General features: G+C 65.3%; 29 protein-coding genes and 1 other RNA gene. 24 read left to right on the forward strand and 6 right to left on the reverse strand.

Features of this window, described 5'->3' with window-relative positions; genetic code table 11:
* Positions 1–150: 150 nt before the first annotated feature.
* From ABQU90_RS07590 to murU, 4 genes are all read left to right on the forward strand, one after another.
* Positions 151–1,644, forward strand: coding sequence for a M20 family metallopeptidase (locus ABQU90_RS07590; protein WP_323521319.1), 1,494 nt, complete (start codon positions 151–153; stop codon positions 1,642–1,644).
* Between the two features lie 325 nt (positions 1,645–1,969).
* Positions 1,970–2,242 carry a GlsB/YeaQ/YmgE family stress response membrane protein gene (locus tag ABQU90_RS07595; RefSeq protein WP_323521320.1) on the forward strand — a complete coding sequence of 91 codons (273 nt, stop codon included), beginning with the start codon at positions 1,970–1,972 and terminating at the stop codon, positions 2,240–2,242.
* Positions 2,243–2,290: 48 nt separating this feature from the next.
* The gene (locus ABQU90_RS07600; protein ID WP_323521321.1) at positions 2,291–3,310 is read left to right on the forward strand and encodes an aminoglycoside phosphotransferase family protein; all 1,020 of its coding nucleotides are present in this window, start codon (positions 2,291–2,293) and stop codon (positions 3,308–3,310) included.
* Complete coding sequence (murU, locus tag ABQU90_RS07605) at positions 3,307–4,017, forward strand: N-acetylmuramate alpha-1-phosphate uridylyltransferase MurU (RefSeq protein ID WP_323515261.1); 711 nt, start codon at positions 3,307–3,309, stop codon at positions 4,015–4,017. The genes ABQU90_RS07600 and murU overlap by 4 nt, the downstream gene beginning before the upstream one ends.
* A 692-nt stretch (positions 4,018–4,709) precedes the next feature.
* Here the strand turns inward: murU and hda are convergent.
* Genes hda through ABQU90_RS07620 form a run of 3 tightly spaced genes read right to left on the reverse strand, consistent with a single transcriptional unit; the run spans position 4,710 to position 7,686 of the window.
* Positions 4,710–5,411, reverse strand: coding sequence for a DnaA regulatory inactivator Hda (hda, locus tag ABQU90_RS07610; RefSeq protein ID WP_323521322.1), 702 nt, complete (start codon positions 5,409–5,411; stop codon positions 4,710–4,712).
* A complete protein-coding gene (locus ABQU90_RS07615) occupies positions 5,408–6,577 on the reverse strand; it encodes an AI-2E family transporter (protein WP_055849604.1) in 1,170 nt (389 codons plus the stop codon). Before ABQU90_RS07615 ends, hda begins: the two co-directional genes overlap by 4 nt.
* Positions 6,574–7,686 carry a DUF2066 domain-containing protein gene (locus ABQU90_RS07620; protein ID WP_323521323.1) on the reverse strand — a complete coding sequence of 371 codons (1,113 nt, stop codon included), beginning with the start codon at positions 7,684–7,686 and terminating at the stop codon, positions 6,574–6,576. The genes ABQU90_RS07615 and ABQU90_RS07620 overlap by 4 nt, the downstream gene beginning before the upstream one ends.
* A gap of 22 nt (positions 7,687–7,708) precedes the next feature.
* Between ABQU90_RS07620 and purM the strand changes: the two genes are divergently transcribed.
* From purM to ABQU90_RS07650, 6 genes are all read left to right on the forward strand, one after another.
* Positions 7,709–8,842 (forward strand): phosphoribosylformylglycinamidine cyclo-ligase, encoded by a 1,134-nt coding sequence (purM, locus tag ABQU90_RS07625; protein ID WP_323521324.1) that lies wholly within the window; start codon positions 7,709–7,711, stop codon positions 8,840–8,842.
* A 15-nt stretch (positions 8,843–8,857) separates the two neighbouring features.
* Positions 8,858–9,316, forward strand: coding sequence for a hypothetical protein (locus ABQU90_RS07630; protein ID WP_115528563.1), 459 nt, complete (start codon positions 8,858–8,860; stop codon positions 9,314–9,316).
* A gap of 22 nt (positions 9,317–9,338) precedes the next feature.
* Positions 9,339–9,956, forward strand: coding sequence for a DUF2238 domain-containing protein (locus ABQU90_RS07635; protein ID WP_323521431.1), 618 nt, complete (start codon positions 9,339–9,341; stop codon positions 9,954–9,956).
* A complete protein-coding gene (gene purN, locus ABQU90_RS07640; RefSeq protein WP_323521325.1) occupies positions 9,943–10,611 on the forward strand; it encodes a phosphoribosylglycinamide formyltransferase in 669 nt (222 codons plus the stop codon). The genes ABQU90_RS07635 and purN overlap by 14 nt, the downstream gene beginning before the upstream one ends.
* A 65-nt stretch (positions 10,612–10,676) precedes the next feature.
* Positions 10,677–11,507: a DUF3108 domain-containing protein gene (locus ABQU90_RS07645; RefSeq protein ID WP_323521326.1), complete on the forward strand. Its 831-nt coding sequence runs from the start codon at positions 10,677–10,679 to the stop codon at positions 11,505–11,507.
* Positions 11,508–11,509: 2 nt separating this feature from the next.
* The gene (locus ABQU90_RS07650; protein WP_115554275.1) at positions 11,510–12,193 is read left to right on the forward strand and encodes a DUF3108 domain-containing protein; all 684 of its coding nucleotides are present in this window, start codon (positions 11,510–11,512) and stop codon (positions 12,191–12,193) included.
* 867 nt (positions 12,194–13,060) lie between these two features.
* Here the strand turns inward: ABQU90_RS07650 and ABQU90_RS07655 are convergent.
* From ABQU90_RS07655 to ABQU90_RS07665, 3 genes are all read right to left on the reverse strand, one after another.
* Positions 13,061–13,384 (reverse strand): hypothetical protein, encoded by a 324-nt coding sequence (locus ABQU90_RS07655; protein WP_055849585.1) that lies wholly within the window; start codon positions 13,382–13,384, stop codon positions 13,061–13,063.
* Positions 13,381–14,655, reverse strand: coding sequence for a UDP-N-acetylglucosamine 1-carboxyvinyltransferase (gene murA, locus ABQU90_RS07660; protein WP_055849581.1), 1,275 nt, complete (start codon positions 14,653–14,655; stop codon positions 13,381–13,383). The genes ABQU90_RS07655 and murA overlap by 4 nt, the downstream gene beginning before the upstream one ends.
* A gap of 144 nt (positions 14,656–14,799) precedes the next feature.
* Complete coding sequence (locus ABQU90_RS07665; protein WP_017157709.1) at positions 14,800–15,027, reverse strand: BolA family protein; 228 nt, start codon at positions 15,025–15,027, stop codon at positions 14,800–14,802.
* A 53-nt stretch (positions 15,028–15,080) separates the two neighbouring features.
* Between ABQU90_RS07665 and ABQU90_RS07670 the strand changes: the two genes are divergently transcribed.
* The 14 genes from ABQU90_RS07670 (at position 15,081) to ABQU90_RS07735 (ending at position 25,769) form a co-directional block, all read left to right on the forward strand.
* A complete protein-coding gene (locus tag ABQU90_RS07670) occupies positions 15,081–16,082 on the forward strand; it encodes a KpsF/GutQ family sugar-phosphate isomerase (RefSeq protein WP_115528567.1) in 1,002 nt (333 codons plus the stop codon).
* A gap of 48 nt (positions 16,083–16,130) precedes the next feature.
* Positions 16,131–16,679: a KdsC family phosphatase gene (locus tag ABQU90_RS07675; RefSeq protein WP_055849574.1), complete on the forward strand. Its 549-nt coding sequence runs from the start codon at positions 16,131–16,133 to the stop codon at positions 16,677–16,679.
* Positions 16,676–17,251, forward strand: a complete 576-nt coding sequence (gene lptC, locus ABQU90_RS07680; RefSeq protein ID WP_055849571.1) for an LPS export ABC transporter periplasmic protein LptC — start codon at positions 16,676–16,678, stop codon at positions 17,249–17,251. The genes ABQU90_RS07675 and lptC overlap by 4 nt, the downstream gene beginning before the upstream one ends.
* Positions 17,229–17,783, forward strand: a complete 555-nt coding sequence (lptA, locus tag ABQU90_RS07685) for a lipopolysaccharide transport periplasmic protein LptA (RefSeq protein WP_115513511.1) — start codon at positions 17,229–17,231, stop codon at positions 17,781–17,783. Before lptC ends, lptA begins: the two co-directional genes overlap by 23 nt.
* Entirely contained in the window at positions 17,783–18,502 is a 720-nt protein-coding gene (gene lptB / locus ABQU90_RS07690; protein ID WP_055849562.1) for an LPS export ABC transporter ATP-binding protein, read from the forward strand. Before lptA ends, lptB begins: the two co-directional genes overlap by 1 nt.
* 40 nt (positions 18,503–18,542) lie before the next feature.
* Positions 18,543–19,982: an RNA polymerase factor sigma-54 gene (locus tag ABQU90_RS07695; protein WP_055849558.1), complete on the forward strand. Its 1,440-nt coding sequence runs from the start codon at positions 18,543–18,545 to the stop codon at positions 19,980–19,982.
* Positions 19,983–20,069: 87 nt separating this feature from the next.
* On the forward strand, positions 20,070–20,387 hold the full coding sequence (gene hpf, locus ABQU90_RS07700; RefSeq protein ID WP_011037930.1) for a ribosome hibernation-promoting factor, HPF/YfiA family: 318 nt from the start codon (positions 20,070–20,072) through the stop codon (positions 20,385–20,387).
* 21 nt (positions 20,388–20,408) lie between these two features.
* The gene (locus ABQU90_RS07705; protein WP_115513513.1) at positions 20,409–20,867 is read left to right on the forward strand and encodes a PTS sugar transporter subunit IIA; all 459 of its coding nucleotides are present in this window, start codon (positions 20,409–20,411) and stop codon (positions 20,865–20,867) included.
* Positions 20,864–21,814: an HPr(Ser) kinase/phosphatase gene (gene hprK / locus ABQU90_RS07710; protein ID WP_016904610.1), complete on the forward strand. Its 951-nt coding sequence runs from the start codon at positions 20,864–20,866 to the stop codon at positions 21,812–21,814. Before ABQU90_RS07705 ends, hprK begins: the two co-directional genes overlap by 4 nt.
* Positions 21,811–22,683, forward strand: a complete 873-nt coding sequence (rapZ, locus tag ABQU90_RS07715) for an RNase adapter RapZ (RefSeq protein ID WP_055849548.1) — start codon at positions 21,811–21,813, stop codon at positions 22,681–22,683. Before hprK ends, rapZ begins: the two co-directional genes overlap by 4 nt.
* 490 nt (positions 22,684–23,173) lie before the next feature.
* On the forward strand, positions 23,174–23,566 hold the full coding sequence (locus ABQU90_RS07720; RefSeq protein ID WP_323521327.1) for a PTS sugar transporter subunit IIA: 393 nt from the start codon (positions 23,174–23,176) through the stop codon (positions 23,564–23,566).
* The gene (locus ABQU90_RS07725; RefSeq protein ID WP_005913389.1) at positions 23,559–23,828 is read left to right on the forward strand and encodes an HPr family phosphocarrier protein; all 270 of its coding nucleotides are present in this window, start codon (positions 23,559–23,561) and stop codon (positions 23,826–23,828) included. The genes ABQU90_RS07720 and ABQU90_RS07725 overlap by 8 nt, the downstream gene beginning before the upstream one ends.
* A gap of 58 nt (positions 23,829–23,886) precedes the next feature.
* Complete coding sequence (gene ptsP, locus ABQU90_RS07730; protein WP_323521328.1) at positions 23,887–25,617, forward strand: phosphoenolpyruvate--protein phosphotransferase; 1,731 nt, start codon at positions 23,887–23,889, stop codon at positions 25,615–25,617.
* 77 nt (positions 25,618–25,694) lie between these two features.
* A non-coding RNA gene (locus tag ABQU90_RS07735) (sX9 sRNA) lies at positions 25,695–25,769 on the forward strand.
* Positions 25,770–25,928: the final 159 nt, after the last annotated feature.

The raw sequence follows: 25,928 nt of genomic DNA on the forward strand, positions 1-25,928 counted from the left end.
GGCGGAGCCAGTGTCCCGCGCCACATGCAGCAATCCTATCGCCAACGAACTTTTCACACAGCAGGTGAACTGCGCGCCGCCTTGTAGGGAAATACCTACCCCTGGCCCCGGGCGTAGAATGTGTCATTACGTCACGCATTCGGAGCCTTCATGGACAGCGCCAAGATCGACCAATTCATCAGCGAAACCTGGGACCGCGAAATCGTCCCGCAGCTGGTCGATTACATCCGTATTCCCAACAAGTCGCCGATGTTCGACGCCGATTGGGTGGCCCACGGCTATATGGAGCAGGCTGTCACGTTGATGGAAACCTGGGCGCGCGCCCAAGCCATCGATGGCATGCAGGTCGAGGTGGTGCGCCTGGACGGCCGCACGCCGCTGATCTTCATCGAGATCCCGGCCACCGGCCCGGAGTCCGGCGACGACACCGTGTTGTTGTACGGCCATCTGGACAAGCAGCCGGAGATGACAGGTTGGGATGCCGACCTGGGCCCCTGGGAGCCGGTGCTACGCGACGACAAGCTGTATGGGCGGGGCGGCGCCGACGACGGTTACGCGATCTTCGGCTCGCTGGCGGCGATTCTGGCGCTGCGCACCCAGGGCCTGTCGCATGCGCGGTGCGTGGTGCTGATCGAAGCCTGCGAAGAGTCCGGCAGCTACGATCTGCCCGCTTATGTGGACCATCTGGCCGAGCGTATCGGCAAGCCGTCGCTGGTGGTATGTCTGGATTCGGGCTGCGGCAATTACGAGCAGTTGTGGTGCACCACTTCGCTGCGCGGCCTGACCGGTGGCAACCTCAGCGTGAAGGTGCTGGAAGAAGGCGTGCATTCCGGCGATGCGTCCGGCGTGGTGCCGTCCAGCTTCCGGCTGCTGCGGCAGTTGCTGTCGCGCATCGAAGACGAGGCCACGGGCCGCATCCTGCTGGAGGGTTTGCATGTGGAGGTGCCGGCCGAGCGCCTGACCCAGGCCAGGGCTGCAGCGGCGACGCTGGATACCGCCATCTTCGACAAATTCCCGATGGTCGATGGCCTGGTGCCGATGCATGACGACCTCACCGAGCTGGTCTTGAACCGGACCTGGCGCCCGGCGCTGTCGATCACCGGCGTGGATGGCACGCCGCCGCTGGCCTCGGCCGGCAATGTGTTGCGTCCGCAGACCGCGGTGAAGCTGTCGCTGCGTCTGCCGCCAACCGCAGACGGCAAGGCCTGCGGCAAGCTGCTCAAGCAGGCATTACTGCGCGATCCGCCCAATGGCGCGCAGGTCACGCTGGAGCTGGAAAAGGCATCGTCCGGTTGGAATGCCCCGGCCATGGCGCCGTGGCTGGAGAAGGCCATCGACGATGCCAGCCAGGCCTTCTTCGACAAGCCGGCGATGTACATGGGCGAAGGCGGCTCGATCCCGTTCATGGGCATGCTGGGCGAAAAGTTCCCCGGCGCGCAGTTCATGATCACCGGCGTGCTGGGGCCGCATTCCAATGCGCATGGCCCGAACGAGTTTTTGCACATCCCGATGGGCAAGCGCGTCACCGCCTGCGTGTCGAAGGTGATCGCCGAGCATCACGCGGCCTGCCTGCGCGGCGAAACCAGCGGCTCGCCGGTGGCGGCCGATAGCGGCACCCGTCATGGTGGACACGGTTGCTGTTGAGCCGACGAGAGACGACTGCGGGTTGAGGGCGTGTCCTGACGTGAAGCATTGCGTTGCATTTGGCGCAAAGGACGCGGCATCGGCAATCTGGTCAGCGTCTTCTCACCCAGCTCCTCTCCCGCAGGGACGGGGGCTGGGTGTTCGATCATGCGATTGAAGGCGGCGGCTGTCTGGGCAGTCGCTCCATGACAGGGTTTCTGCGGCAATGCCCAACGCAAGGATTTGCTGAAGGCACCCCATCATCACCACTCGCGCTGCGTGTGCAGCGCGAGCCGCCGACATGCGAGATGCTAGTCTGCCGATCCCGTTCGCCTTCGGTGCTGCAATGAACACTTTGTTTGGTAGCGACAGCTGGCTCTACATTTTGCTGGTGGGATTTGTGGTCGGGCTGCTGGCGCGTTTCATCACGCCCGGCACGCAGCGCCTGGGTTGCCTGCTGACCATCGTGCTGGGCATCGCCGGGGCGGTGGTAGCCAGCTGGTTTGGCCGCTACATGGGCTGGTACCACGCAGGCGAGCCTGCCGGTTTCCTCGGCGCGTTGCTCGGTGCCATCGCCATCCTTGCACTGCTGCGCTTGCTCAGCGGCAGCAAACGCTGACCGCTGCATTGCACGCTTCGTCCTCACTTCACTACGCAACCACGACACATGACGGTATCGCCTTCTGACCCTGCGCGCGACGCGCTGCGCCTGCAATGGGCGCGACACGCACTGGATGACCCATCTGCGGTATTGCAACGTGCGTCGGTCGACGCCGGCTTTCGCAGTTACTGGCGCACGCAGGGACGCGGCACCGATCGTATCCTGATGGATGCGCCGCCGCAGCTTGAAAACGTTGCGCCGTGGTTGCGCATGCACGCCGTATTGGGTGCGCATGGAGTGCGCCTGCCGCAGGTGCTGGCACAGGACCTGGAGATCGGCTTCCTGCTGCTGGAGGATCTGGGCGTACCGACGCTGGCGCAGGTCCTGACCGACGCCAATGCCGACACCCTGCTGGATGGCGCCATCGCGCAATTGCTGTTGCTGCAACAGATCCCGCCACCTGCCGACAGCGGCGTGTTCGGTGAGGCGCTGCTGCAACGCGATGCCGGCTTGTTCGAGGAATGGTTTCTGGGTCGCCATCTTGGCGTGCAGCTGGACTGCGGCCAGGCCGAGCAGTTGCAGCTGGTGCAACGGCGCTTGATGGACAACGCGCTGGCGCAACCACGCGTGTTCACCCATCGCGACTTCATGCCGCGCAATCTGATGCCGGTGCCCGATGGCCCGGCAGTATTGGACTTTCAGGATTGCGTGATCGGGCCGATCGCCTACGACCCGATCAGTCTGTTCAAGGACACCTCGGTGAGTTGGCCGATCGCACGCGTCGACGGCTGGCTGGCGCGTTATCACGCCCGTGCGCAGGCCGCCGGATTGCCGGTGCCGCCACTGCAGCAGTTTCTGCGCGATGCGGACTGGATGGGCGTGCAGCGGCATCTGAAAAACCTGGGCATTTTTTCGCGCCTGAGCCATCGCGATGGCAAGCATTGGTATCTGGACAACGTGCCGCGCTTCATCGCCTATCTGGACGAAGTACTGCCGCGCTACGCCGAGCTGGCGCCGCTGATCATGCTGCTGGACGAGGTGGTCAAACCCGCATTGGCAACACGCGCACTGCAGGCGGACGTATGAAGGCGTTGATTTTTGCAGCAGGCTTTGGCGAGCGGATGCGGCCGTTGACCGAGCACACGCCCAAACCCTTGCTGTCGGTCGGCGGCACGCCGTTGATCGTCTGGCATTTACGCAAACTGGCGGCGTTGGGCGTGGACGAGGTAGTGATCAATACCTCGTGGCTGGCCGAGCACTTTCCGCAAACGCTGGGAGACGGCGGTGCGTTCGGGCTGCGTCTGACGTATTCCTATGAAGGCGCAACGCCGCTGGAAACCGGCGGCGGCATGTTGCACGCACTGCCGCTATTGGGCGATGCACCGTTCCTGCTGGTCAATGGCGATATCTGGACCGATTTCGACTTTGCCCGGCTGTCGCATGCACCGGAAGGACTGGCGCAACTGGTGTTGGTGGATCGCCCCGCTTATGCAGAGCGCGCTGATTTTGCGCTGGATGCGGAGGGCAAGGTGCACGCAGATCTGCCCGCAACGCTTACCTATTCCGGCATCGGCATGTATCGACCGTCGCTGCTGCACGATTGGCAATCGGTGATTGGTCAGTTGCCAGAGCAGACCGGCGCGGCGCCGCGGTTTGCGTTGGCGCCGATCCTGCGCGCGCAGATGGCGGCAGGCCTGATCGACGGCATCCACCATGCCGGGCGCTGGACCGATGTCGGCACGCCGCAGCGTCTGGCAGAGCTGGATGCACAGTTACTGCGCAACGACGGCTGACCGCAACTCGTTGCTGCAACGCTCGTCATCAAGCGCATCAACAGAAACCTTCGAGCGCTGGCTCGCTGGTTGCAACGTGTTTGCCACATGCGCCTTCGCCGACGGGTGAGGCGATGTCCGGACTGGCAATGACATCGCTCGGACGGAATGAGCTGATCAGGCCACACGTTAGCGGCCGCCCGCACCGCGTGCACCGCTCGCAACCACGCACCGACCACCTCGGCTGGCCCTTTCCCACCCACCGTTGCCGGACCTTACGCGGCATGGATGCCGCGTAAGGTCTTAGATGGACGTACTTGCAGCATGTCCCGCGATGGTGGGCGGGCAAGACTCCAGCAGCAAACTCGCAGTGTCGAGTGCGCGGTGCCCTCGCCGCTCGCGGGACACGCCGTGAACCCGTCCCTGGGGGCTCGTTGGCGGCATCCATGCCGCCAACGGTCCCGCAAGCGGCGAGGACACCGCACCAGACAGTTGGCTGCTTTTTTGAAGAACGAGGACACCGTGCTAGAGCGTTGCTGGTTGCTTGCTGAAAACTCGACGCACCGACTGCCTCGGCTGATCCTTATCCGCCCATCCTCGCGAGAACTTACGCGGCATGGATACCGCGTAAGAACTTAGATGGGCGTACTTGCAGCGTGTCCCGCGATGGTTGGCAGGCAAGCGCCCTGCAAGACAGCCGCAAACCCACTGCCTTACGCCCCGCGATCCTCAAGCACGCGACGCAGGAATGGCACCGTGATGCGGCGTTTGGCCGCCAACGACTCGCGATCCAGCCGATCCAGCAAGGCTACCAACGTGGCAAGTTCACGTTCGCTGTGCGTCAGCAGCCAGTCGATCGCCGCGTCGTCCAGCCCCAGCCCACGCCGCTGCGCACGATCGCGCAGCACTGCGGCGCGCGCCGCATCGTCGGGCACCGGCAATCCGATCCGGATGCATTGCGACAGCCGCGAACGCAGATCCGGCAGCACCAACGCCAGGCCATCGGGCACCTGCCGTGCGGTGTAGAGCAGGCTGATGCCGGCAGCGCGTGCACGATTGTGGAAATCGAATAGCGCCACCTCGTCGTCGCGCTGCCCGGCAATGCTATCCACGCCGTCCAGTGCAACCAGGCTGCGCCCTTCCAATGCTTCGAGCGCATCGCGCAGGCGGCCAGCTGCTGCGTGTAGCGGCAGATACGCGGTTGCGCGCCCGGCCTGCTCGGCCGCTGCGCACACCGCCAGCGCCAGATGCGTCTTGCCGGTGCCGGCGGGACCGGCAAGATAGAGCCAATCGCTCACCTGCCCGGCCGCCAGGGCCTGCAACTGCGCAAGCAGGCCCTCGGGCGCGGCAATATAACTATCGAAACGCTGATCGGATGGCGCGCGCAACGCCAATGGCAACTGCGGCACGCTCACGACCGATCTGCGTCCTTGGTCGGGTCGATGATGACGCTGCGCTCGGCCGTGGTGGACTGCAGCACGATGCCCGCACGCTCGCCGGCATACAGGTCGCTGCGGGTGTACTGCTCATGCGCATACCGCAGCAGCACGTTGGCCACCGCTGCCACCGGCAACGCCAGCAGCATGCCGAGGAAGCCGAACAACTGGCCGCCCGCCATCACCGCAAAGATCACCGCCACCGGATGCAGGCCGATCTTGTCGCCGACGATGCGCGGAGTGAGCAAATAACTTTCCAGCAACTGACCGACCGTGAACACCACGCCCACGCCGATCAGCAGCTTCAGATCCAGCCCCTGCGCCTGCACGATGGCCGCCAGCAGCGCGAGCACGATGCCGGTGGTCGCGCCCAGATACGGAATGAAGCTGATGAAGCCGGCAATGATGCCGATCAACAATCCCAGGTTGAGTCCGATGATGGACAGCCCGGTGGCGTAGATCGCGCCCAGCGCCAGCATCACCAGGAACTGGCCGCGGATGAAGCCACCCAGCACGTCGTTGGATTCCAGCGCCAGCCGGCTCGCGGTGCCGATGTAGGCACGCGGGATGACCGCCGCCACACGCTCGACCAAGCGGTCCCAGTCGCGCAGGAAGTAGAACGCCAGGATCGGCAGCAACGCCAGGTTGATCACCCAGGTCACCATCGCAAAGCCCGAGCGCGATACGTAACCGAAGAAGGTCTTGGCGGCACCGCCGGCCTGCTCCCAGTGGCTGCGGATCCAGTCGATCAAACGCTCCGGATCCAGCCAGCCCATCAGCTCCACGCCGGTCTTGGCTTCCAGCCACGGAATGGCCGTACTGATTGCCCAGGTGCGCATCTGCGGCAAGGCATCGATCAGGGTCATGATCTGACGTTCGATCATCGGCACCAGAATCATCAGCGCCAGCACGAACAGCAGCAGCGCCAAGACGAATACCAACGCCACCGCCATGTTGCGCGAACGGCCGGCACGTTCGATGCGGTCCACCAATGGGTCGCCCAGCCAGGCCAGCAGCAATGCCAGCACGAACGGCGTCAGGATCGGGGACAGCAGCGAGACCACCCACAGCACGCCGACAATGACCGCCACCCATTTGAGGCGACGCAGGAATAAGGCGATTTCGGCTTCGGGAGTCAACGTCATTTGAGGCGGTACTCGGCGTGCTCGTTGTCGAGAATGATCGGGCCTTCAGTCGGTACCGAGACCGACACAAGGGGGCTGTTGTCGCCGAGCATACGGTTGAGCCCAGAAATACCCGTGAGCAGTTCCAGATCTACTTCCATGCGATCGCCGTTGGCGCTGACCGGGCGAATGCTGCGTACCACCGACACGCTCTGCAGTGCGGCGGCGACCCGCAGGTAATCGTCGGCGCTGTGGATGCCGGTGATCACTGCGCGGTACACGCCCGGCACCCCCGAATCCACGCGCTTGGCGTAGCGCTTGACCAAGGCATCGGCGGCACCATCGGCACCGGCTGCCATCGCGCGGCGCGCATCGCCGTCGCTGCTGGTCCAGCTCGACAGCACGTTGCCGTTGTCCACGAACACCCAGTCGGCGGTCCAGCCGGCATCATTGCGGTAGAGCTTGCCGATCAGCTGCATCGGCGGGCTGTATTTGGCCGACGCGCGCGACACCGCGGCGGTGTCCTTGCGCCAGATCGCACCGGCCAGCGCCTGCTCGGCGGCCGCTCCGCCCGGCAGGCCGAGCCGGTAGCCGCGCTCAATCGCACGGTCGAGCACGCTGCGTGCGGCATTGGCCTGGGAAACGCCCACCAGGCGCGGGCCGCTGCCGTCATCGATGGCCAGCCACAGCACCGGCTTGGGACGTGGCAGCGGCCACACCGGCAGGCCGAGCGCGGCGATCAAGCTATCCACGTCGGACTGGCGAAAACGCGCGACCAGGGTGGTGCGGAAGGTCGGCGCACCCGTGCGCGAGGTGCCCTGATCCTGGCGGTAGTCGTAGTGTTCGACGTAGTTGGGCGCATTGCGCAGCGCCTGCGGGACGCCGGGGCGGCTCATTACCGAGCGATCGCCGGAGACTTTGCCGAGCACGGCGCCCAGCGCGCGCGCCAGGGCACCGGGGCGATCGGATTCGCCCTGGCTGTTGACCGGCACTTCGGCGTCGTAGGCACTTTGCGCCTTGGCGACGTCGCCTTCGGTGCGCAGATCGGCCTGCGCAAAGGCCGGAACCACAGGCATGGCGACCACGAGGGCAAGAAAGAAAGCGAGACTGCGGCGCATCGACGGTTCCATGGTGTAAGCGTATCCGGGTGAATTGTTGCCCGAATGGGGCGCTAGCGCCAACGTGGCTGTTAAAATCGCCGCCTTTACTGCCGAGCCACCCACGCCCGTGACCAGCCCAACGCCTTCCACTCCCTCGCCCATGACCTACCGCGACGCGGGTGTCGACATCGATGCCGGCAATGCCCTGGTCGAACGCATCAAGCCACTGGTCAAGCGCAGCTTCCGGCCGGAGGTGATGGGTGGCCTGGGCGGCTTTGGCGCGCTGTTCGACCTGTCGGGCAAGTACAAGGAGCCGGTGCTGGTCTCCGGCACCGACGGCGTGGGCACCAAGCTCAAACTGGCACAGCAACTGGGCCGCCACGACACCATCGGCATCGACCTGGTCGGCATGTGCGTCAACGACGTACTGGTGCAGGGCGCCGAGCCGCTGTTCTTCCTGGACTACTTCGCCACCGGCAAGCTCGACGTGGACACCGCCGCGGCGGTGGTCGGCGGCATTGCGCGCGGCTGCGAGCTATCCGGTTGCGCCTTGATCGGTGGCGAAACCGCCGAAATGCCCGACATGTACCCGCCCGGCGAATACGACCTGGCCGGCTTCACCGTGGGTGCGGTGGAAAAGTCGCAGCTGCTGGACGGCGCGCAGGTGCGCGAGGGCGATGTGCTGATCGGCATTGCGTCCTCCGGCCCGCATTCCAACGGGTATTCGTTGATCCGCAAGATCTACGAACGTGCCGGCGCGCCGGCAGAGCATGTACTGGACGACGGCACCAAACTGATCGACGCACTGATGGCGCCGACCGCGCTGTACGTCAAGCCGGTGCTGGCGTTGCTCAAGTCGCACGGCGAAACGATCCACGCCATGGCGCACATCACCGGCGGCGGGCTCACCGAAAACATCATCCGCGTGATTCCCGACGGCCTGGGCCTGGACATCGATGCCAAGGCATGGACCTTACCGCCGGTGTTCGCCTGGCTGCAGCGCGAAGGCGCGGTGGCCGATGCCGAAATGTGGCGCACCTTCAACTGCGGCATCGGCTTTGTGCTGATCGCCTCGCCCGAGCAGGCCGCCACGCTGGAACAGGGGCTGGACGCGCAATCGCTGGCGCATTGGCGCATTGGCCACGTGGTCGCTGCGCAAGGCGACGAACGCGTGCGGATTGGCTGAGCCAAGGAGACCTGCATGGACGCTTTCACACCTGCCCTGCCGACGCCGGCCAGCGCCGATGACCTGCAGCACCTCAAGCTGCTGTCGATCTTTCATTACGTGCTGGCCGGCATCACCGGGCTGTTTTCGCTGTTTCCGCTGATCCATCTGTTCATGGGGCTGGCCATCGTCACCGGGCACTTGCCGATGAACGGCAACAACGGCGAAACGGCACCGGACGAGATGCGGATGTTCGGCTGGATCTTCGTGGTGTTTGCGGCCGCGATCATCATCTGCGGCCTGACCCTGGCCGGCTTCATGGCCTATGCCGGCCGTTGTATCGCCCAGCGCCGGCGGCATCTGCTGTGCCTGGTCGTGGCGGGCATTTCGTGCTCCTTCATGCCGTTCGGCACCGTGCTTGGCGTCTTTACGCTGGTCACCTTGTTGCGCCCTCAGGTCAAGGCACTGTTCGGCCCTGCCGCAACCGCCGCCTGAGAGCCACGTGATCACCCGGACCCTGCGCCGCGCCAAACCGGCTGCATTGACCGTCACCATCGCGGTGTTCCTGGCGAGCTGGATCGCACCGCTGTGGCCGGTCGAACAGGCCTTGCATAGTTCGCTGACCGTGATCGGGTTGATCGCACTGGTGTGGGCCGACCGTCGCTGGCCGCTGGAGAACGCCGCCTTCGTGGCGATCTGCGTGTTTATCGGATTGCACTGCATCGGCGCGCGCTGGCTGTATTCCAACGTGCCCTACGAGCAATGGAGCATGCAGTTAGTGCACTGGTCGCCCAGCGCCACGTTCGGCTGGACGCGCAATCATTTCGACCGCTTGATCCACCTGCTGTTCGGGCTGTGTTTCACGCCAGCCATTGCGCAATTGGCGTTGCGGCTGTGGCCACGGCTGACGCTGCGGCAGGCCTTTGCGCTGACGGTGATGAGCATCATGTGCGTCAGCCTGGTCTACGAGTGGTTCGAGTGGGGCATTGCGCTGCTGCTGTCGCCACAGGCCGCCGAGGCCTACAACGGCCAGCAGGGCGACCTCTGGGACGCGCACACCGACATGCTGCTGGCAACCCTCGGCAGCCTGGCGGCCTACCCCGCGGTGAGGACACTGTTCAATGCTCGCAACTGATCCCCGCCTGCGCCTGGCCGTGCTGGCCTCCGGCCGCGGCAGCAATCTGCAGGCCATCCTTGACGCGATCGCCAGCGGGCGTTTGCACGCAGAAGTGGTCGGGGTATTTTCCGACCGTCCGCAGGCGCCGGCGCTTCAAAAAATGGAAGCGGCATGTCGCTGGAGCGCCAGCCCGCGCGACTTCGCCGACCGCAACGCCTTCGACGCCGCGCTGGGCGATGCCATCGCCGTCGTACAGCCGGACTGGGTCATCTGCGCCGGCTACATGCGCATTCTGGGCGAGCCATTGGTGCGGCGCTTTGCCGGGCGCATGCTCAATATCCACCCGTCCCTGCTGCCCAAGTACCGTGGCTTGCACACCCATGCCCGCGCGCTGGAGGCCGGCGATACCGAGCACGGCGCCAGCGTGCATCTGGTGGTACCCGAACTGGATGCCGGCAGCGTGATCGCACAGGCTCGCGTACCGGTGCTCCCCGGCGATAGCGCCGAGCAATTGGCCGCGCGCGTTCTGGCCCGCGAACACCCGCTGCTGCTCGCCACACTGGACCTGCTGGCCAGCGGACGCCTGCAGGTGGACGGCGATGCGGTGCATGTCGACGGTCAGTGCCTGTTTACGCCACTACGACTAGAGTCCGCTGACGCCGCGCTCGCCTGAATGCGGATACGCCCCCCTCATCCCGTCTCGGACATCCTCGTGGCCCCGTGCCTCAGCTCCCGCGCATGAAAGCCATCCCGATCGCCGCCGCGCTGTTGACCACGGCCCTGCTTTGCCAGGCCGGCGCAGGCCGTGCGCAACAGGCAGCGGCCCCGCCGGCAGCTGCCGCACAAACACCTGCCACGCCTGTTCCGCCGGTTGCCCCCGCGGCTGCAGCCGCGCTGCCGGCAAGCACCTGGACGCCGCCGCCGCTGGAGCCTTTCGTGGCGACCTACCAGGCGTTCTACCGCGGCAAGGAGGCCGGCGATGCCACCATGCAGGTCAGCCACGGCGAAGGCAGCCAGTGGCGCATCGACATGTCGGTCCGCGGCCGCAAGGGCTTCGCCAGCATCCTGGGCTTGAACCTGGAACAGAGCACGGTGTTTCGCGTCGATGGCGACACCTATGTGCCGTTGAGCCAGAGCACCGTGCGCAAGGCGATGTTCTTCGGCAAAAAAGTCACCGGCGTCTACAACTGGCAAGCCGGCACCGCGCAATGGGACGGCGACCTGAAGAAAGAGCGTCAGCAACCCATTCCACTGCAGCACGGCGATCAAAGCGCACTGTCGTTGAATTTGTCGCTGATGCGCGATGCGCAGCCCGGCCGCAGCCTGAGCTACCGCTATGTCGATGTGGGCCGGGTGCGCAAATACGATTACCGCGCCGCCGACACCACCGAGGTGGTGCAGGTCGGCGACCTGAGCTACGACGCGTTGCGCGTGTACCGCGTCAACAGCGGCGACAACGAAACCATCCTCTGGATCGCCAACGGGGTTCCGACTCCGGTGCGCATCCTGCAACGTGACAAAGGTGAGGATCAGGTCGATCTCCGCCTGGTCGAATACCAAGGAGTCTGACCATGAAAACCTTCTCTCGCACCAGCGCCTTGATCGCCGCCGCCGCACTGGCCGTAGCCAGCCTGCCGGCATTCGCGATGCAGCCATTCCAGGCCGATTACTCTGCCAATTACATGGGCATGCAGGCCAACGGCACGATGACGCTGGCCGCGGCCGGCGCCAACCAGTGGCGCTACACGCTGACCATCCAGAACCAGCTGGCCAATCTGACCCAGAGCACGGTGTTCGAAGAGACCAGTGGCCAGCTGCGCCCGGTCAGCAGCAACGACACCTCGTCGATGATGGTCAAGCGCCGCAACGTCACCGCCAATTACGACTGGAAAACCAGCCAGGCGACGTGGGCCGGCGATATCAAGCCGGACCGCCGCGGCCCGGTCAAACTGCAGCCTGGCGATATGGACGCGTTACTGATCAACCTGGCGATCACCCGCGATGTGGCCGCCGGCAAGCCGCTCAACTACCGCATGGTGGACGAGGGCCGCATCAAGCCGATGAGCTACAAGGTGATCGGCAAGGAAACCATCACCGTCAACGGCAAGCAGGAACAGGCCACCAAGGTTTCGCGCGTGGATGGCGACAAGGAATTGATCGCCTGGGTGGTCAAGGACCTGCCGGTGCCGGCGCGTCTGTTGCAGAAGGAAAAAGGCCAGGACGCGCTCGACCTGACCATCAAGTCGCTGCGCTGAGCGCGTCAAACCGTCGACCAAAGGACTGATTGCCACCATAGTCCCGGTCGTAAAGTCATTTAGTGCAGTCGTAAAGTCGTTTTAGTGCAGTCAAACGCCCACTGAGTCGAGGGCGCGGCGCCCTCACCGCTCGCAGGACACGCCGTGAACCCGTCCCTGGGGGCTCGGTGGCGGCATCCATGCCGCCACACGGTCCCGCGATCGGTGAGGACACCGCGCCAGAGAGTTATTCGGTTGTTTTGTTGAAAACATGCACACCGATCATCTCGACGGGCCATTGTCCGCTCACCGCCGAGCGACCTTACGCGTCATCAATGCAATGCCGCATAAGAGCTTGCAAGGACGTACTTGCAGCGTGTCCTGCGATGGTGAGCGGGTAAGGGCTCTGCAGCAAACTCGCGGCGTCGAGGGCGCGATGCCCTCACCGCTCGCGGGACACGCCGTAAATCCTTCCTTGGAGGCTCGGTGGCGGCATCCATGCCGCCACACGGTCCCGCAAGCGGTGAGGACACCGCACCAGGAAGTTGGTCGGTAGCCAAGTAAAAGGTTGCCATCTCGCGGGTTGCATTGGCTTGCGAGTACGGCTGCAACTACATGAGATTCAGCGCATCAGAAGCACGTCATGCACTGCTTGCACCATGCACACCGACCATCATGACTGGTTCTTGCCCGCCCACCGTCGCGGGACCTTACGCGGCATGGATGCCGCGTAAGAGCTTACAAGGACGTACTTGCAGCGTGTCCCGCGACGGTGGGCGGGCAAGGACCCTGCAACGAAGCCGCAGATCAGCCGCTCCACAAGTGATCTGTCCGCGCTGACCTATCACTTGCTCCAAAGGTGATCCATCCGCACGCAACTATCCCTTCTCAGGGCTTGGCAGCAGCCTTGTCATCGCCGGTACTGAACACCGTGCGGCAATCCACGCGGATCTGCGCGTCGTTCTTGCGCCAATAGAACAGATCGCAATGGCGCTTGCCTTCGACGGTCTTTTTTACCGCCACCGCGTAGAACGATTGCGCGATCTCGTTGCGGCTGGCGTTGCCGTCGCCGTTCCAGTCCATGTCCTTGAACTCGACGCCCTGGGTGATGGCCATGCCCACGCTCCAGGCGTAGGCCAGCCACGCCAGGATCAGCACGATCACGCCGAGCAGGATCTTGCGTCGGGTGGTGAAGCGCCCGCGCAGGATCATGCGATGCGCTGGATGGTCGCACCCAGCGCCCCCAGCTTCTCTTCGATGTTTTCGTACCCACGGTCCAGGTGGTAGATGCGATCGATGGTGGTGTCGCCATCGGCCACCAGCCCGGCCAGGATCAACGAGGCCGACGCGCGCAGATCGGTCGCCATCACCGGCGCGCCGCTGAGGCGTTCGGCGCCGCGCACGATGGCGGTATGGCCTTCGACCTGGATATCCGCGCCCAGGCGCAGCAATTCGTTGACGTGCATGAAGCGGTTTTCGAAGATCGTTTCATTGATCACACCCACGCCGTCGGCCACGCAGTTGAGCGCCATGAATTGCGCCTGCATGTCGGTGGGAAACGCCGGGTACGGCGCGGTGGTCAGGTTGACCGCGCGCGGGCGCTTGCCATGCATATCCAGGGTGACGCTGTCGGCGGTGGTGGTGATGGTGGCGCCGGCTTCGGTGAGCTTGTCCAGCACCGCATCCAGGGTGTCCGGACGCGCGCGACGCACGGTGACGCTGCCACCGGTCATCGCCGCAGCGACCAGGAAGGTGCCGGTTTCGATGCGATCCGGCAGCACCGCGTGGTGCCCGCCCCCCAGACGCTCGACGCCGTGCACCACGATGCGCGGCGTACCGGCACCTTCGATCTGCGCACCGAGCGCGATCAGGCAGTCGGCCAGGTCGGTGACCTCCGGTTCCATCGCCGCGTTCTCCAGTACCGTGGTGCCTTCGGCCAGCACGGCGGCCATCAGCACGTTTTCGGTGCCGGTGACGCTGACCATGTCGAACACATAACGGCCGCCCTTCAGACGCCCATTGCTGGTGGCCTTGATGTAGCCGTTCTCTACGCTGATCTCCGCACCCAGCGCCTGCAGGCCCTTGATGTGCTGGTCCACCGGGCGCGAACCGATCGCGCAACCGCCGGGCAGCGACACTTCGGCGGTGCCGTAGCGCGCCAGCAGCGGGCCCAGCACCAGGATCGAGGCGCGCATGGTCTTGACCAGCTCGTACGGGGCAACCTGATGGGTCACCGAGCGCGGGTCGACCAGGATCGAGCGGCCCTTGGCCAGCGTGCCTTCGTCGATGGTGACCTCGGCGCCCAGCTCGCTGAGCAGCTTCACCGTAGTGATCACATCGTGCAGGTGCGGCACGTTACTGATTTCCACCGGCGCATCGGCCAGCAGGGTGGCGCACAGAATCGGCAGCACTGCGTTCTTGGCGCCGGAAATATTGACTTCGCCATGCAGCGCTTGGCCGCCGGTCACTACGATTTTTGCCATGGGAGCTTGGGAGATCCGAAAGAGATGTCGAAAGAGATGTCGGGGGAATGAGATATCGCGGGATTAAGAGCTGAGACAACGGCGTGCCGGACGACGCGCCCCGGGCGGCACTACGGCCGGGGCCGGTCTGCCCGACGGCGCCGCTCAGCCTTCGTCGGGGGTCAGCGTCTTGAGCTGCAGCGCGTGGATCGCGCCACCCATCAAATCGCCCAGGGTCGCGTAGACCATGCGGTGGCGCGCCAACGGGGCCTTGCCGGCGAATGCCGGGCTGACCACGGTCGCCTCGAAGTGCACACCGTCGTCGCCGTGCACGTCGACGCGGGCTTCGGGCAAGCCGGATTCGATGAGTTTACGGATGGTTTCGGCGTCCACAGGGCGTTTCCTCATAAAATGAGCGCACATTCTACTCTTCACCCGAGTCCCGCATGGCCGTCTCGCACCTGCCCACCGCCACCGTCAGCGACGCCAGCCTGGTCGCCAGCGGCCAGCGCGTGCTGGAGATCGAGCGTGAAGCCCTCGCCAGCGTGGGCGCGCGCATCGGCAACGCGTTTGCCGCGGCCTGCAGGCTGGTGCTGGCGTCGCGCGGGCGGGTGGTGGCCACCGGCATGGGCAAATCCGGCCATATCGCGCGCAAGATCGCCGCCACCCTGGCCTCTACCGGCACCCCGGCGTTCTTCGTGCATCCCGGCGAAGCCGGGCATGGCGACCTGGGCATGATCACCGAGGCCGATATCGTGCTGGCGCTGTCGTATTCGGGCGAATCGGACGAAGTGCGCATGCTGCTGCCGGTGCTCAAGCGCCAGGGCAACCCGATCATCGCCATGACCGGCCGCCCCGGCTCCAGTCTGGCCCTGGCCGCCGACGTGCACCTGGATGTCAGCGTCTCCGCCGAGGCCTGCCCGCTGCACCTGGCGCCGACCTCCAGCACCACTGCCTCGCTGGCAATGGGCGATGCGCTGGCGGTGGCGCTGCTGGATGCGCGCGGTTTCACCGCCGACGACTTTGCGCGCTCGCACCCGGCCGGCAGCCTGGGCCGGCGCCTGCTGCTGCACATCACCGACGTCATGCACGGCGGCGATGACCTGCCCAGCGTGCGCGAAGATGCCAGCCTGAGCCAGGCGCTGATGGAAATGAGCCGCAAGCGCCTGGGCATGACGGCGGTGGTCGACAACGACGGTCGCCTGATCGGGCTATTTACCGACGGCGACCTGCGCCGAGCGCTGGATAGCGACATCGACGTGCGCAGCGCCGGCATTGCCGAGGTGATGACGCGCAACCCACGCACCATCGGCGCCGACCAGCTGGCCGCCGAGGCCGCGCGGCTGATGGAGGACTACAAGATCAATGGCCTGATCGTGGTGGACGCGCAGCAGCGCGCCGTCGGCGCATTGAACATTCACGACCTGTTGCGCGCCAAGGTGGTTTAACAGGTTCAGTTTTCAATCGCGGAACCCCGTTCTCACTCATTCGTGCCGATGCCCTACTCTCCTTTGCAGCACCTCCCCGCCGAGCTGATCGAACGCGCCGCGCGTATCCGCCTGGCCTGTTTCGACGTCGACGGCACCCTGACCGACGGGCGCCTGTACTACGACCACGCCGGCAATGAGAGCAAGTCATTCAATGTGCTCGACGGCCAGGGCCTCAAACAGCTGGACCATGCCGGCATCCACGTGGCGCTGATCACCGCGCGCGCCAGCCTGTCAGCAGAAAAGCGCGGCCAGGATCTGGGCCTGCACGTGCAGATCGGGGTCAAGAACAAGCGCCTGGCGGTGCTGGCGCTGTGCCAGGAACACGGCCTGTCGCTGGACCAGGTGTTGTTCATGGGCGACGACCTGCCCGACCTGCCGGCGTTACTGGCGGTTGGCCTGCCGGTGGCACCGGCCAATGCGCACCCCTGGATCGCCGAGCGCGTGCAGTGGCACACCCAGGCCCGTGGCGGCGAAGGCGCCGCCCGCGAGGTCTGCGATGTGGTGCTTGCCGCGCAAGGCCAGGTCGAGGGCATCATCGAAAGGTTTTCCGCATGAACTTGAACTGGCGCACCACGCTAGGCGTCGTGTTGTTTGCTGCGGCCGCCATCTCCGGCTGGTCGGCTTGGCAGCAGCGCGCGCGCCCGGTCGCCGCAGCGGTGGACGAGTCGAAGGTCGACTACGTGCTGCGCGACTTCGAACTGATCGCCCTGGACAAGCAGAGCGGCAAGGAATCGATGACGCTGCGCGCGCCGGAAATGCACCGCAACCGCGCCGATCAGACCTCCGACATCACCACGCCGGTATTTTTGCTGCCCGACAACGCCAACCAGCCATGGACGCTGCGCGCCAAGACCGGCTGGGTCAGTCCCAAGGGCGACGAACTGCGCTTGCGCGGCGATGTCCAAGGCGACAGCCCGACCGCCGGCGCGACGCCGCCCACCACCTTCCGTACCGAGAGTCTGGACGTGTTTCCGCAGCAAAACCTCGCCAAGACCGCTGCTCCGGTGACCATGCGCCGGCCGGGTATCATGCAAAGCGGGGTCGGCTTCGAGGCCGATCTCAAATCACGCCAGTACAAGCTCCTTTCTCAGGTCAAGACCCGCTATGAACCGAATGCTGCCCGCTAAACTGGCGTTTGCCGCGCTGCTGTTGCCTGCCATGGCGATGGCAAAGACCAGCGATCGCAATCAGCCGATGGCGATCGACTCCAATGCCAACGATTGCAACATGCTCGACGACAGCGGCAAGTGCCGCTTCAGCGGCAATGTGGTGATCACCCAGGGCACGCTGGAAATCCACGCCGATACCGCCGACATCTTCCAGAAGAACGGCCAGACCGACCGTGTCGTGCTCAACGGCAAGCAGGCCACGCTCAAGCAGCAAATGGACGACGGCGCGATGATGAACGGCCAGGCCGACAACATCGAATACAAGGTCGCCGACGAGATCATCATTCTGACCGGCAACTACAAGGTCGACTCGCCCAAGGGCACCAACGCCGGCCAGCGCATGGTCTACAACACCAAGACCGGCAATATGCAGAGCGGCGGCGATGGCAGCCGCGTGCGCACCATCATTCAGCCCAAAAATGCAGCCCCCGCCGCGGCAACGCCGGCACCGGCCGCCAAGCCTGCCGCCAAGCCGCAGGGGAAGAAGTAATGCTGGTCGCCACCGGTCTGCGCAAGAAGTACAAGCAACGCGAAGTGGTCAAGGAATTCGGCCTCACGCTCGAGGCCGGCGAAGTGGTCGGCCTGCTCGGCCCCAACGGTGCCGGCAAGACCACCTGCTTCTACATGATCGTCGGCCTGGTCGAAGCCGACGCCGGGCGCATCGAACTGGATGGACGCGACCTTACCGCCGAGCCGATGTACGCACGCGCCAAGCTCGGCGTGGGGTACCTGCCGCAGGAACCGTCGATCTTCCGCAAGCTCACCGTGGCCGACAACATCCGGCTGGTGCTGGAGCTGCGCGAGGAACTGGACACCGCCGGCCGCGAGAAGGAACTGGTTTCGCTGCTGGAAGAATTGCAGATCACCCACGTGGCCGATCAGCTCGGCGCCAGCCTCTCCGGTGGCGAGCGCCGCCGCTGCGAGATCGCCCGCGCGCTGGCCGCAAAGCCGCGCATGATGTTGCTGGACGAACCGTTTGCCGGCGTGGACCCGATTTCGGTCGGCGAGATCCAGCGCATCATCATTCACCTCAAAGAACGCGGCATCGGCGTGTTGATCACCGATCACAACGTGCGCGAGACCTTGGGAATCTGCGACCGCGCGTATATCCTCGCCGAGGGGGGCGTGCTGGCGCAGGGGGCACCGGACGCGCTGCTAGCCAATCCCGACGTCCGTCGCGTGTATCTGGGGGAAACTTTCCGCCTTTGAGCGCGTCGCCGCGCCATCGATTCTTCCAGTCAGTGCCCGCATGAAAGCCCGGCTTCAGACATCGCTAGGACAGCAGCTGGTCATGACGCCGCAATTGCGTCAGGCGATCAAGCTATTGCAGATGTCCACCACCGAGCTGGAACTGGAAATCGCCGAAGCGGTGGAAACCAACCCGCTGCTGGAATGGGCCGACGAAGCCGCGCATGCGGCCGGCGATACACCGGTGGAGTCCTCGCCGTCCTCGTCCAGCGAGGAACCCCAGCGCGAAGAACCGGCGCCTGCCGAACGCGACGACGATTGGTCGCAGGACGAATTGCAGTGGACCGGCTCGGGCAGCGGTGGCAGTTTCGACGATGACGAGTCCGGCGATGCCGCCGAGCGCGTGGCCGAATCGGAAACCCTGGCCGACCATCTGCTGTGGCAGCTGCACCTGTCGCCATTGTCGCCACGCGACCGCCAGATTGGCGCGATGCTGATCGATGCGCTGGACGAAGACGGCTATCTGCGCGAGCCGCTGTCGGCCATTCTAGAAACACTGGCGCTGGGCGCTGCGGTGGACGAGGCAGAAGTACTGACCGTGCTGCATCAGATCCAGCGTTTCGACCCGGTCGGGGTGGGTGCGCGCACGCTGGGCGAGTGTCTGGCGCTGCAGCTGGCGGTGCTCGACCCGGCCATCCCGGGGCGCGACCTGGCGCTGCAGATCGTCGCCGGCCCGCTGGAACGGCTGCCGCGTGCCGGTGTGCCCGGCCTGGCGCACGAACTCAAGCGCTCCGCCGCCGATGTCGAACAGGCCGTGCAGTTGGTGCGCTCGCTGGACCCGCGCCCCGGCAAGCAGATCGGCGACCTGTCGCAGGACACCTACGTGGTGCCGGACTGCGTGATCTGGCGCCAGCGCGGCGTCTGGCGCGCGTCGCTGGCCGGCCGCTCGCAGCCCAAGGTCACCATCCATCGCGGCTACGAGAACCTGATCCGCAGCTGCGGCGAATCCGACGCCGGCTACCTGCGCGGGCAATTGCAGGAGGCGCGCTGGCTGCTCAAGAGCCTGGAAGCCCGTGGCGAAACCCTGCTGCGGGTGGTGCGTTGCCTGTTGCAGCACCAGGCCGGGTTTCTGGAATTCGGCGCGCAGGCGCTGCGCCCGCTGACCCTGCGCGAGATCGCCGGCGAGCTCGGTCTGCACGAATCCACCATTTCCCGCGCCATTGCCCGCAAATACGTGCGCACCCCGCGCGGCACCATCGCGCTACGCTCGTTCTTTGCCTCCGGCATCGACACCGACAGCGGCGGCGAAGCGTCCAGCACCGCCATCCAGGCCATGATCCGGCGCCTGATCGACGCGGAAAACCCGCGCAAACCCTTGTCGGACGCCAAGTTGGCAGATCTGTTGAAAACTTCCGGCGTACCAGTGGCGCGGCGCACCGTTGCGAAGTATCGTGAGGCCATGAACATTTCCGCCTCCCACGAACGCGTACGCATCGCCTGACGTTGCAACCACCGCAACGCCGGCCTGCGCCGGGTTAGTCGGATCACCGGAACGGTTCATTGGCCCACCGACCAATGGAGGTATCCGATGCGCATCGAGACGTATGGCCACCAGCTTGAAGTGACCCCCGCCCTGCGGGACTACGTGGCAAGCAAGCTGCAGCGACTGCAGCGCCATTTCGACCAGCACTGCGAAGTCCGAACGCAGCTGGCGGTTCGCAAGCCAGACCACCACGTGGTCGCCACCGTCAACCTTCCCGGTCGCACCCTGCACGCAGATGCCAGCGGTTCCACCATGTATGCGGCCATCGACCTGCTGGTCGACAAGCTCGACCGCCTGGTGCTCAAGCACAAAGAAAAGAAATGTAACCACCACGCACGCGAGGTGCGCGACAATCCCGCATGACGCTTCCCGCTTGATGCCCTCATGCCTTTAACCGATCTGATGGCGGCCGTGCGCACCGTGGTGTCGCCGGCCGCCGATCGCGACACCGTCCTGCACACCGCCGCCGAGTTGCTGTCCTGCCGACAGGCCGGCGCCGACGAGCTCTACGCCAACCTGTGCGAGCGCGAGGCCCTGGGCAGTACCGCCATCGGCCATGGCATCGCCATTCCGCATGGACGCTGCCCCAATCTGACCGAACCCCGCGGCGCCCTACTGCGGCTGGACGCCCCGGTCGCGTTCGGCGGCGACGAACCGGTGGATCTGGTGTTCGCCATGGCGGTGCCTGCGCACTACACCCACCAACACCTGATGCTGTTGTCTGAACTGGCCGAGCGCTTCTCCGACCCGCAGTTCCGTCAGCAGCTGCGCGCCGCGCCCGATGCCGACGCGCTGATGGCCCTGCTCACCGATGCGCCTCCACCACAGGCCAGCGCGGCATGAATACCAGCATCACCGCACGCGAATTGTTCGATCAGCAGCGCGACAAGCTGGCGCTGCGCTGGGTCGCCGGGCAGAAGGGCGAGCACCGCGAGATCGAGGCCGGCAGCAACAATGCCCGCCGCCCGTCGCTGGCCGGCTATCTCAATGTGATCTATCCCAACAAGGTGCAGATCCTGGGCACCGAAGAGCTGGCCTGGCTGGATTCGCTGGACGCGCGGCAGCGCTGGGAAACCATCGAAAAGATCATCCAGGTGCAGCCGCTGGCACTGGCGATCAGCAAGAACCAGTCGTGCCCGGAAGATCTGCGCGCGGCAGCCGACGAATCCAACACCCCGCTGTGGATCTCGCCCAAGCGCGGCCATGAGCTGCTCAATCACCTCTCCTACCACCTGGCGCGCACGCTGGCGCCGCGGGTCACGCTGCATGGCGTGTTCATGGAGATCTATTCGATCGGCGTGCTGATCACCGGCGAAGCCGGCTCGGGCAAGAGCGAGCTGGCGCTGGAACTGCTCAGCCGCGGCCACCGCCTGGTAGCCGATGACGCGCCGGAATTCACCCAGATCGCTCCCGACGTGCTCGATGGCACCTGCCCCGAACTGCTGCAGGACCTGCTGGAAGTGCGCGGCCTGGGCGTGTTGAACGTGCGCGACATGTTCGGCGACACCGCGGTGAAGAAGAACAAGTACCTGCGCCTGATCGTGCACCTGACCCGGCCGATGACCGAGCCCACGCCGTCCGGCTATGAGCGCCTGACCGGCGATTCCGGCAGCCGCCACGTGCTGGATCTGGATGTGCCGCTGATCACCCTGCCGGTGATGCCGGGCCGCAACCTGGCCGTGCTCACAGAGGCCGCCACCCGGCTGCATATCCTGCGCACCAAGGGCATCGACCCGGCGGCGATGTTCATCGCCCGCCACAGCAACCTGCTGGAGCGACGCACGCCATGAGCATCACGCCCTCCACGCTGATGATCGTGAGCGGGCTATCCGGCTCGGGCAAATCGGTCGCGCTGAAAACCTTCGAAGACCTGGATTATTACTGCTCGGACAATCTGCCGGTCGAGCTGCTGCCAGACTTCGTCAAGAGCCGCCTGCGCGGCAACCCGATCGGCGACCAGCGCCTGGCGGTCGGTATCGACGTGCGTAGTCGCAGCGACCTCACCCAGTTGGCGCAATGGCGCCAGGCCGCGCAGGAATACGGCATCGAAGCACGCCTGCTGTTTTTCGAAGCAAGCGATGAAGCGCTGATCAAACGCTATGCCGACACCCGTCGCCGTCATCCGCTGAGCCATCTCGGTCTGGCGTTGCCGGAGGCGATCACGCGCGAGCGGCAGTTGACCGAGCCGCTACGCGCGCAGGCCGACGCCATCATCGATACCAGCACGCTCAACGTGCATCAATTGCGTCGCCGTGTGGTCACCGAGTTTGCGCTCGGCTCCAACGACCGTCTGTCGCTGCTGTTCGAATCGTTCGCCTACAAGCGCGGCGTGCCGGCCGAAGCCGACTTCGTGTTCGATGCGCGCGTGCTGCCCAATCCGCACTGGGACCCCGAGCTGCGCCCGCTCACTGGCCGCGATGCCGGCGTGCGCAACTATCTGGATAACGAGGCGGACGTGCAGCGCTACAGCGCGCAGATCGTGGACCTGCTCGATACCTGGCTGCCGCGGCTGCGCAACGACACCCGCAGCTACGTGACCATCGCCTTCGGCTGCACTGGCGGCAAGCATCGCTCGGTGTACATGGCCGAACGTATGGCGCGGCATGCGCGCGAGCAGGGCTGGCCGGAAGTGGCGACGTTTCATCGCGAGCAGGACTGATTGGGGCCGGGATTTGGAATTCGGGATTGGGGATTGATCAAAGCGATCAAGCGCTGTCCTGCGTGCTGTGACGAATTTGACTGAGCTGGCCTGGAAGGTTTCTTCTGCGGGTTGACGCGTTACCTACGCGTCGTTGGCGTGGATCGCGGGACTGGATGTAGCTGGCGCATTGTCGCGGCTTCCTAAGCCTTTATGCGGCATCGTGGATTGCAGGTGCTTCGACACTCGCGTGCGCTTCAAAAAGCCGGCAAACCTGCACCGCATCTGGACGTGCACTGCTCCACAAAGTGCGAACTGCAGCGCTCGCTTGCTGTGCGTTCGGCAGCGGCCTGATGCGCGTCATGGATCATTCGTCACAGCCGCTGCAACGCGCTTGTTGCGCGCCGCGCACGCGCTCTGTTGCTGCGGTCCTAAACGGCTATTCAGTTCGCAACGCATCGGTGCAGGTAAACGCTATCGCGCGGTCACGCTGACCTGTTAACGTTTCAGCATGGCCTGTGGCATTCTCCTCATTACTCATCCCGGCATCGGCACAGCGTTGTTGAACGTGGCGACGGGGCTGTTGCGGCAGTTGCCGCTGAAGACCGAAGCATTCGATGTGCCGTTCGATGCAGACCTGGACGCATTGTTGCCCCAGGCCTCGACGGCGATGCGTCGGGTCGACAGCGGCGACGGCGTGCTGGTCATGACCGACCTGTACGGCGCAAGCCCCAGCAATCTCGCCAGCCGGTTGGCCAAGCTGGGTACGCCGGTTCGCCGGGTGTCCGCGCTGAGCCTGCCGATGCTGCTGCGGGTGATGAATTACCCAGAACAAAGTTTGCAGGAGCTGCCCGCCACTGCGGCGGCCGGTACCCGCAACGGAGCGATCATCGACGATGCTTGAACGCGAACTCATTGTGTCCAACCGACTCGGACTGCACGCGCGGGCAACCGCCAAGCTGGTGCAGACGCTGTCGTCCTATCGCAGCAACGCCACGCTGGCGGCCAAGGGCCGCGAGGTGAACGCCAAGAGCATCATGGGCGTGATGTTGCTGGCCGCCGGCCAAGGCACCAGCGTGGTGGTGCGCCTGGATGGCGAAGACGAAGCCGAGGCCTTGCAGGCCCTGGTGGACTTGTTCGAGCGTCGTTTCGACGAGGACAGCTGAGCATGCACGGCGTCGGCGCCGTTGCGACCGACACGGCGCCGCTGCGCCAGGCACACGCATGAGTCTGCGCCTGCGCGGACATGGCGCCTCGCGCGGCAATGCGCTCGGGCGCGCGCGCGTACGCCAGAGCCACACGCTGGAAGTGGCCGAACAACGCGTGCCCGCCAACCAGGTGGAAACGCAGTTGCAGCGCCTGCACACCGCCATCGAGGCAGCACGCGTCGAAATGCAGGAGCTGCGCGATCGCCTGCATGGCGCGCTGGCACGCGAAGTCGGCGAATTTCTCGAACTGCATGCGCTGCTGCTGGACGACCCGGAATTGCTGCAGGGGCTGGATGAGCTGATCCGCACCCACCGCTACAGTGCCGACTACGCGCTGCGCGTGCAGCGCGACCGGCTGGCGGCAGTGTTCGATGGCATGGAAGACGCGTATCTCAAGAGCCGCATGGACGATCTGGATCACGTGATCGGCCGCATCCATGCGTTCTTGCACAAGCGTGCGCCCGATCTCAAGGGCGTGGCCGGCGAGATCCTGGTCTGCGACAACGTGGCGCCGTCCGAACTGGCGCAGCTGCAGGCGCAAGGCGTGGTCGGCATCGTCACCACCGCCGGCAGCGCGCTGTCACATAGCGCGATCCTGGCGCGCAGCCTGCATCTGCCGCTGGTGGTGGGCGTGGCCGATGCGGTGCAGCGGATCGACGATGGCGATGTCCTGATCGTCGATGCCGGCTCCGGCCAGGTGATCGTCGACCCCACGCCCGACCATCTGCGCGACTACCGCGAGCGTTTACGCACGCTGGCCAAGGAGCAGCGCGAACTGGGCCGGCTGCGCTCCAAGCCCACGCGCACCCGCGACAACGTCGATATCACCCTGCTGGCCAACGCCGAGTCGCTGGAAGACGTCGCGCGCGCGCATGCGCTGGGCGCCAGCGGTCTGGGCCTGTACCGCACCGAATTCCTGTTCCTGCAGCGCAACGAGCTGCCCGACGAAGACGAACAGTTCCAGACCTATCGCGACACCGTACTGGGCATGAGCGGCCGCCCGGTAACCATTCGCACGCTGGATCTGGGCGCCGACAAGGCCGACCGCACCGGCCTGACCTTGAGCGACGAAGACAACCCGGCCCTGGGCCTGCGTGGCGTGCGCCTGTCGCTGGCCCGCCCTGCGGTGGCGCAGGCGCAGTTGCGCGCGATCCTGCGCGCCTCTGGCTACGGCCCGGTGCGCATTCTGGTGCCGATGGTCAGCGGCCGCGAAGAAATCCAGTTGGTGCGCAAACAGTTGAAAAAGCTCACCGCTCAGCTGCGCGATGAAGGCCACGAGATTTCCGAGCACATTCCGCTCGGCGCGATGATCGAGGTGCCTGCCGCGGCGCTGGCGTTGGATTGCTTTATCGACGACATCGATTTCCTGTCGATCGGCACCAACGATCTGGTGCAGTACCTGCTGGCGGTGGATCGCAACAACGAGGCGCTGGGCGAGTTGTATTCGCCACTGCATCCGGCGGTGTTGCGGCTGATTGCGCAGGTGATCGCCACCGGGCGGGCGTACGGCAAGCCGGTGGCGGTGTGCGGCGAGATTGCCGGCGACCCGCGTTTCGTGCCGATGTTGCTGGCGTTGGGGCTCACCGAATTCAGCCTGCACCCGGCCACCTTGCTGGAAGTGCGCCGCGCGGTACGCGACATCCACCTGGGCGAGCTGCGCGTGCATGGCGACAAACTATTGCGCGCACGCGACCGCAAGGGCATCGAGAAGTGGCTGGCCTGCAATGCGCAGGCTGTGTTGCGGTAGCGCCACGGGCGACTGAGAGCAGCCAACAAAACGACTGTGTTCACCGCCATGCGTGCGCAGCCGGTGCTCGGTGCGGCATGTACCACACGGACATCCGGTTCCTCCGCGCAGCCCGCACCCAGCTGACGACTGCTCGCTACGTGTTGTTAGCCGATCTGATCGCCTCTGCCCTGCGCGCACCGCGACACGCAGAGTCGGCCATTTCATCGCCACTTGCGCACGCCGCACGTCGTTGGCCCGATGCGGCAAGCGCCGGCGCAATGCGCTCACCCTTTCAGGGCGCTTGCCGCACCGCTTCGGCAATCTGCATG

The organism is Xanthomonas sp. WHRI 10207 (assembly GCF_040202975.1).
Taxonomy (GTDB): Bacteria; Pseudomonadota; Gammaproteobacteria; order Xanthomonadales; family Xanthomonadaceae; genus Xanthomonas.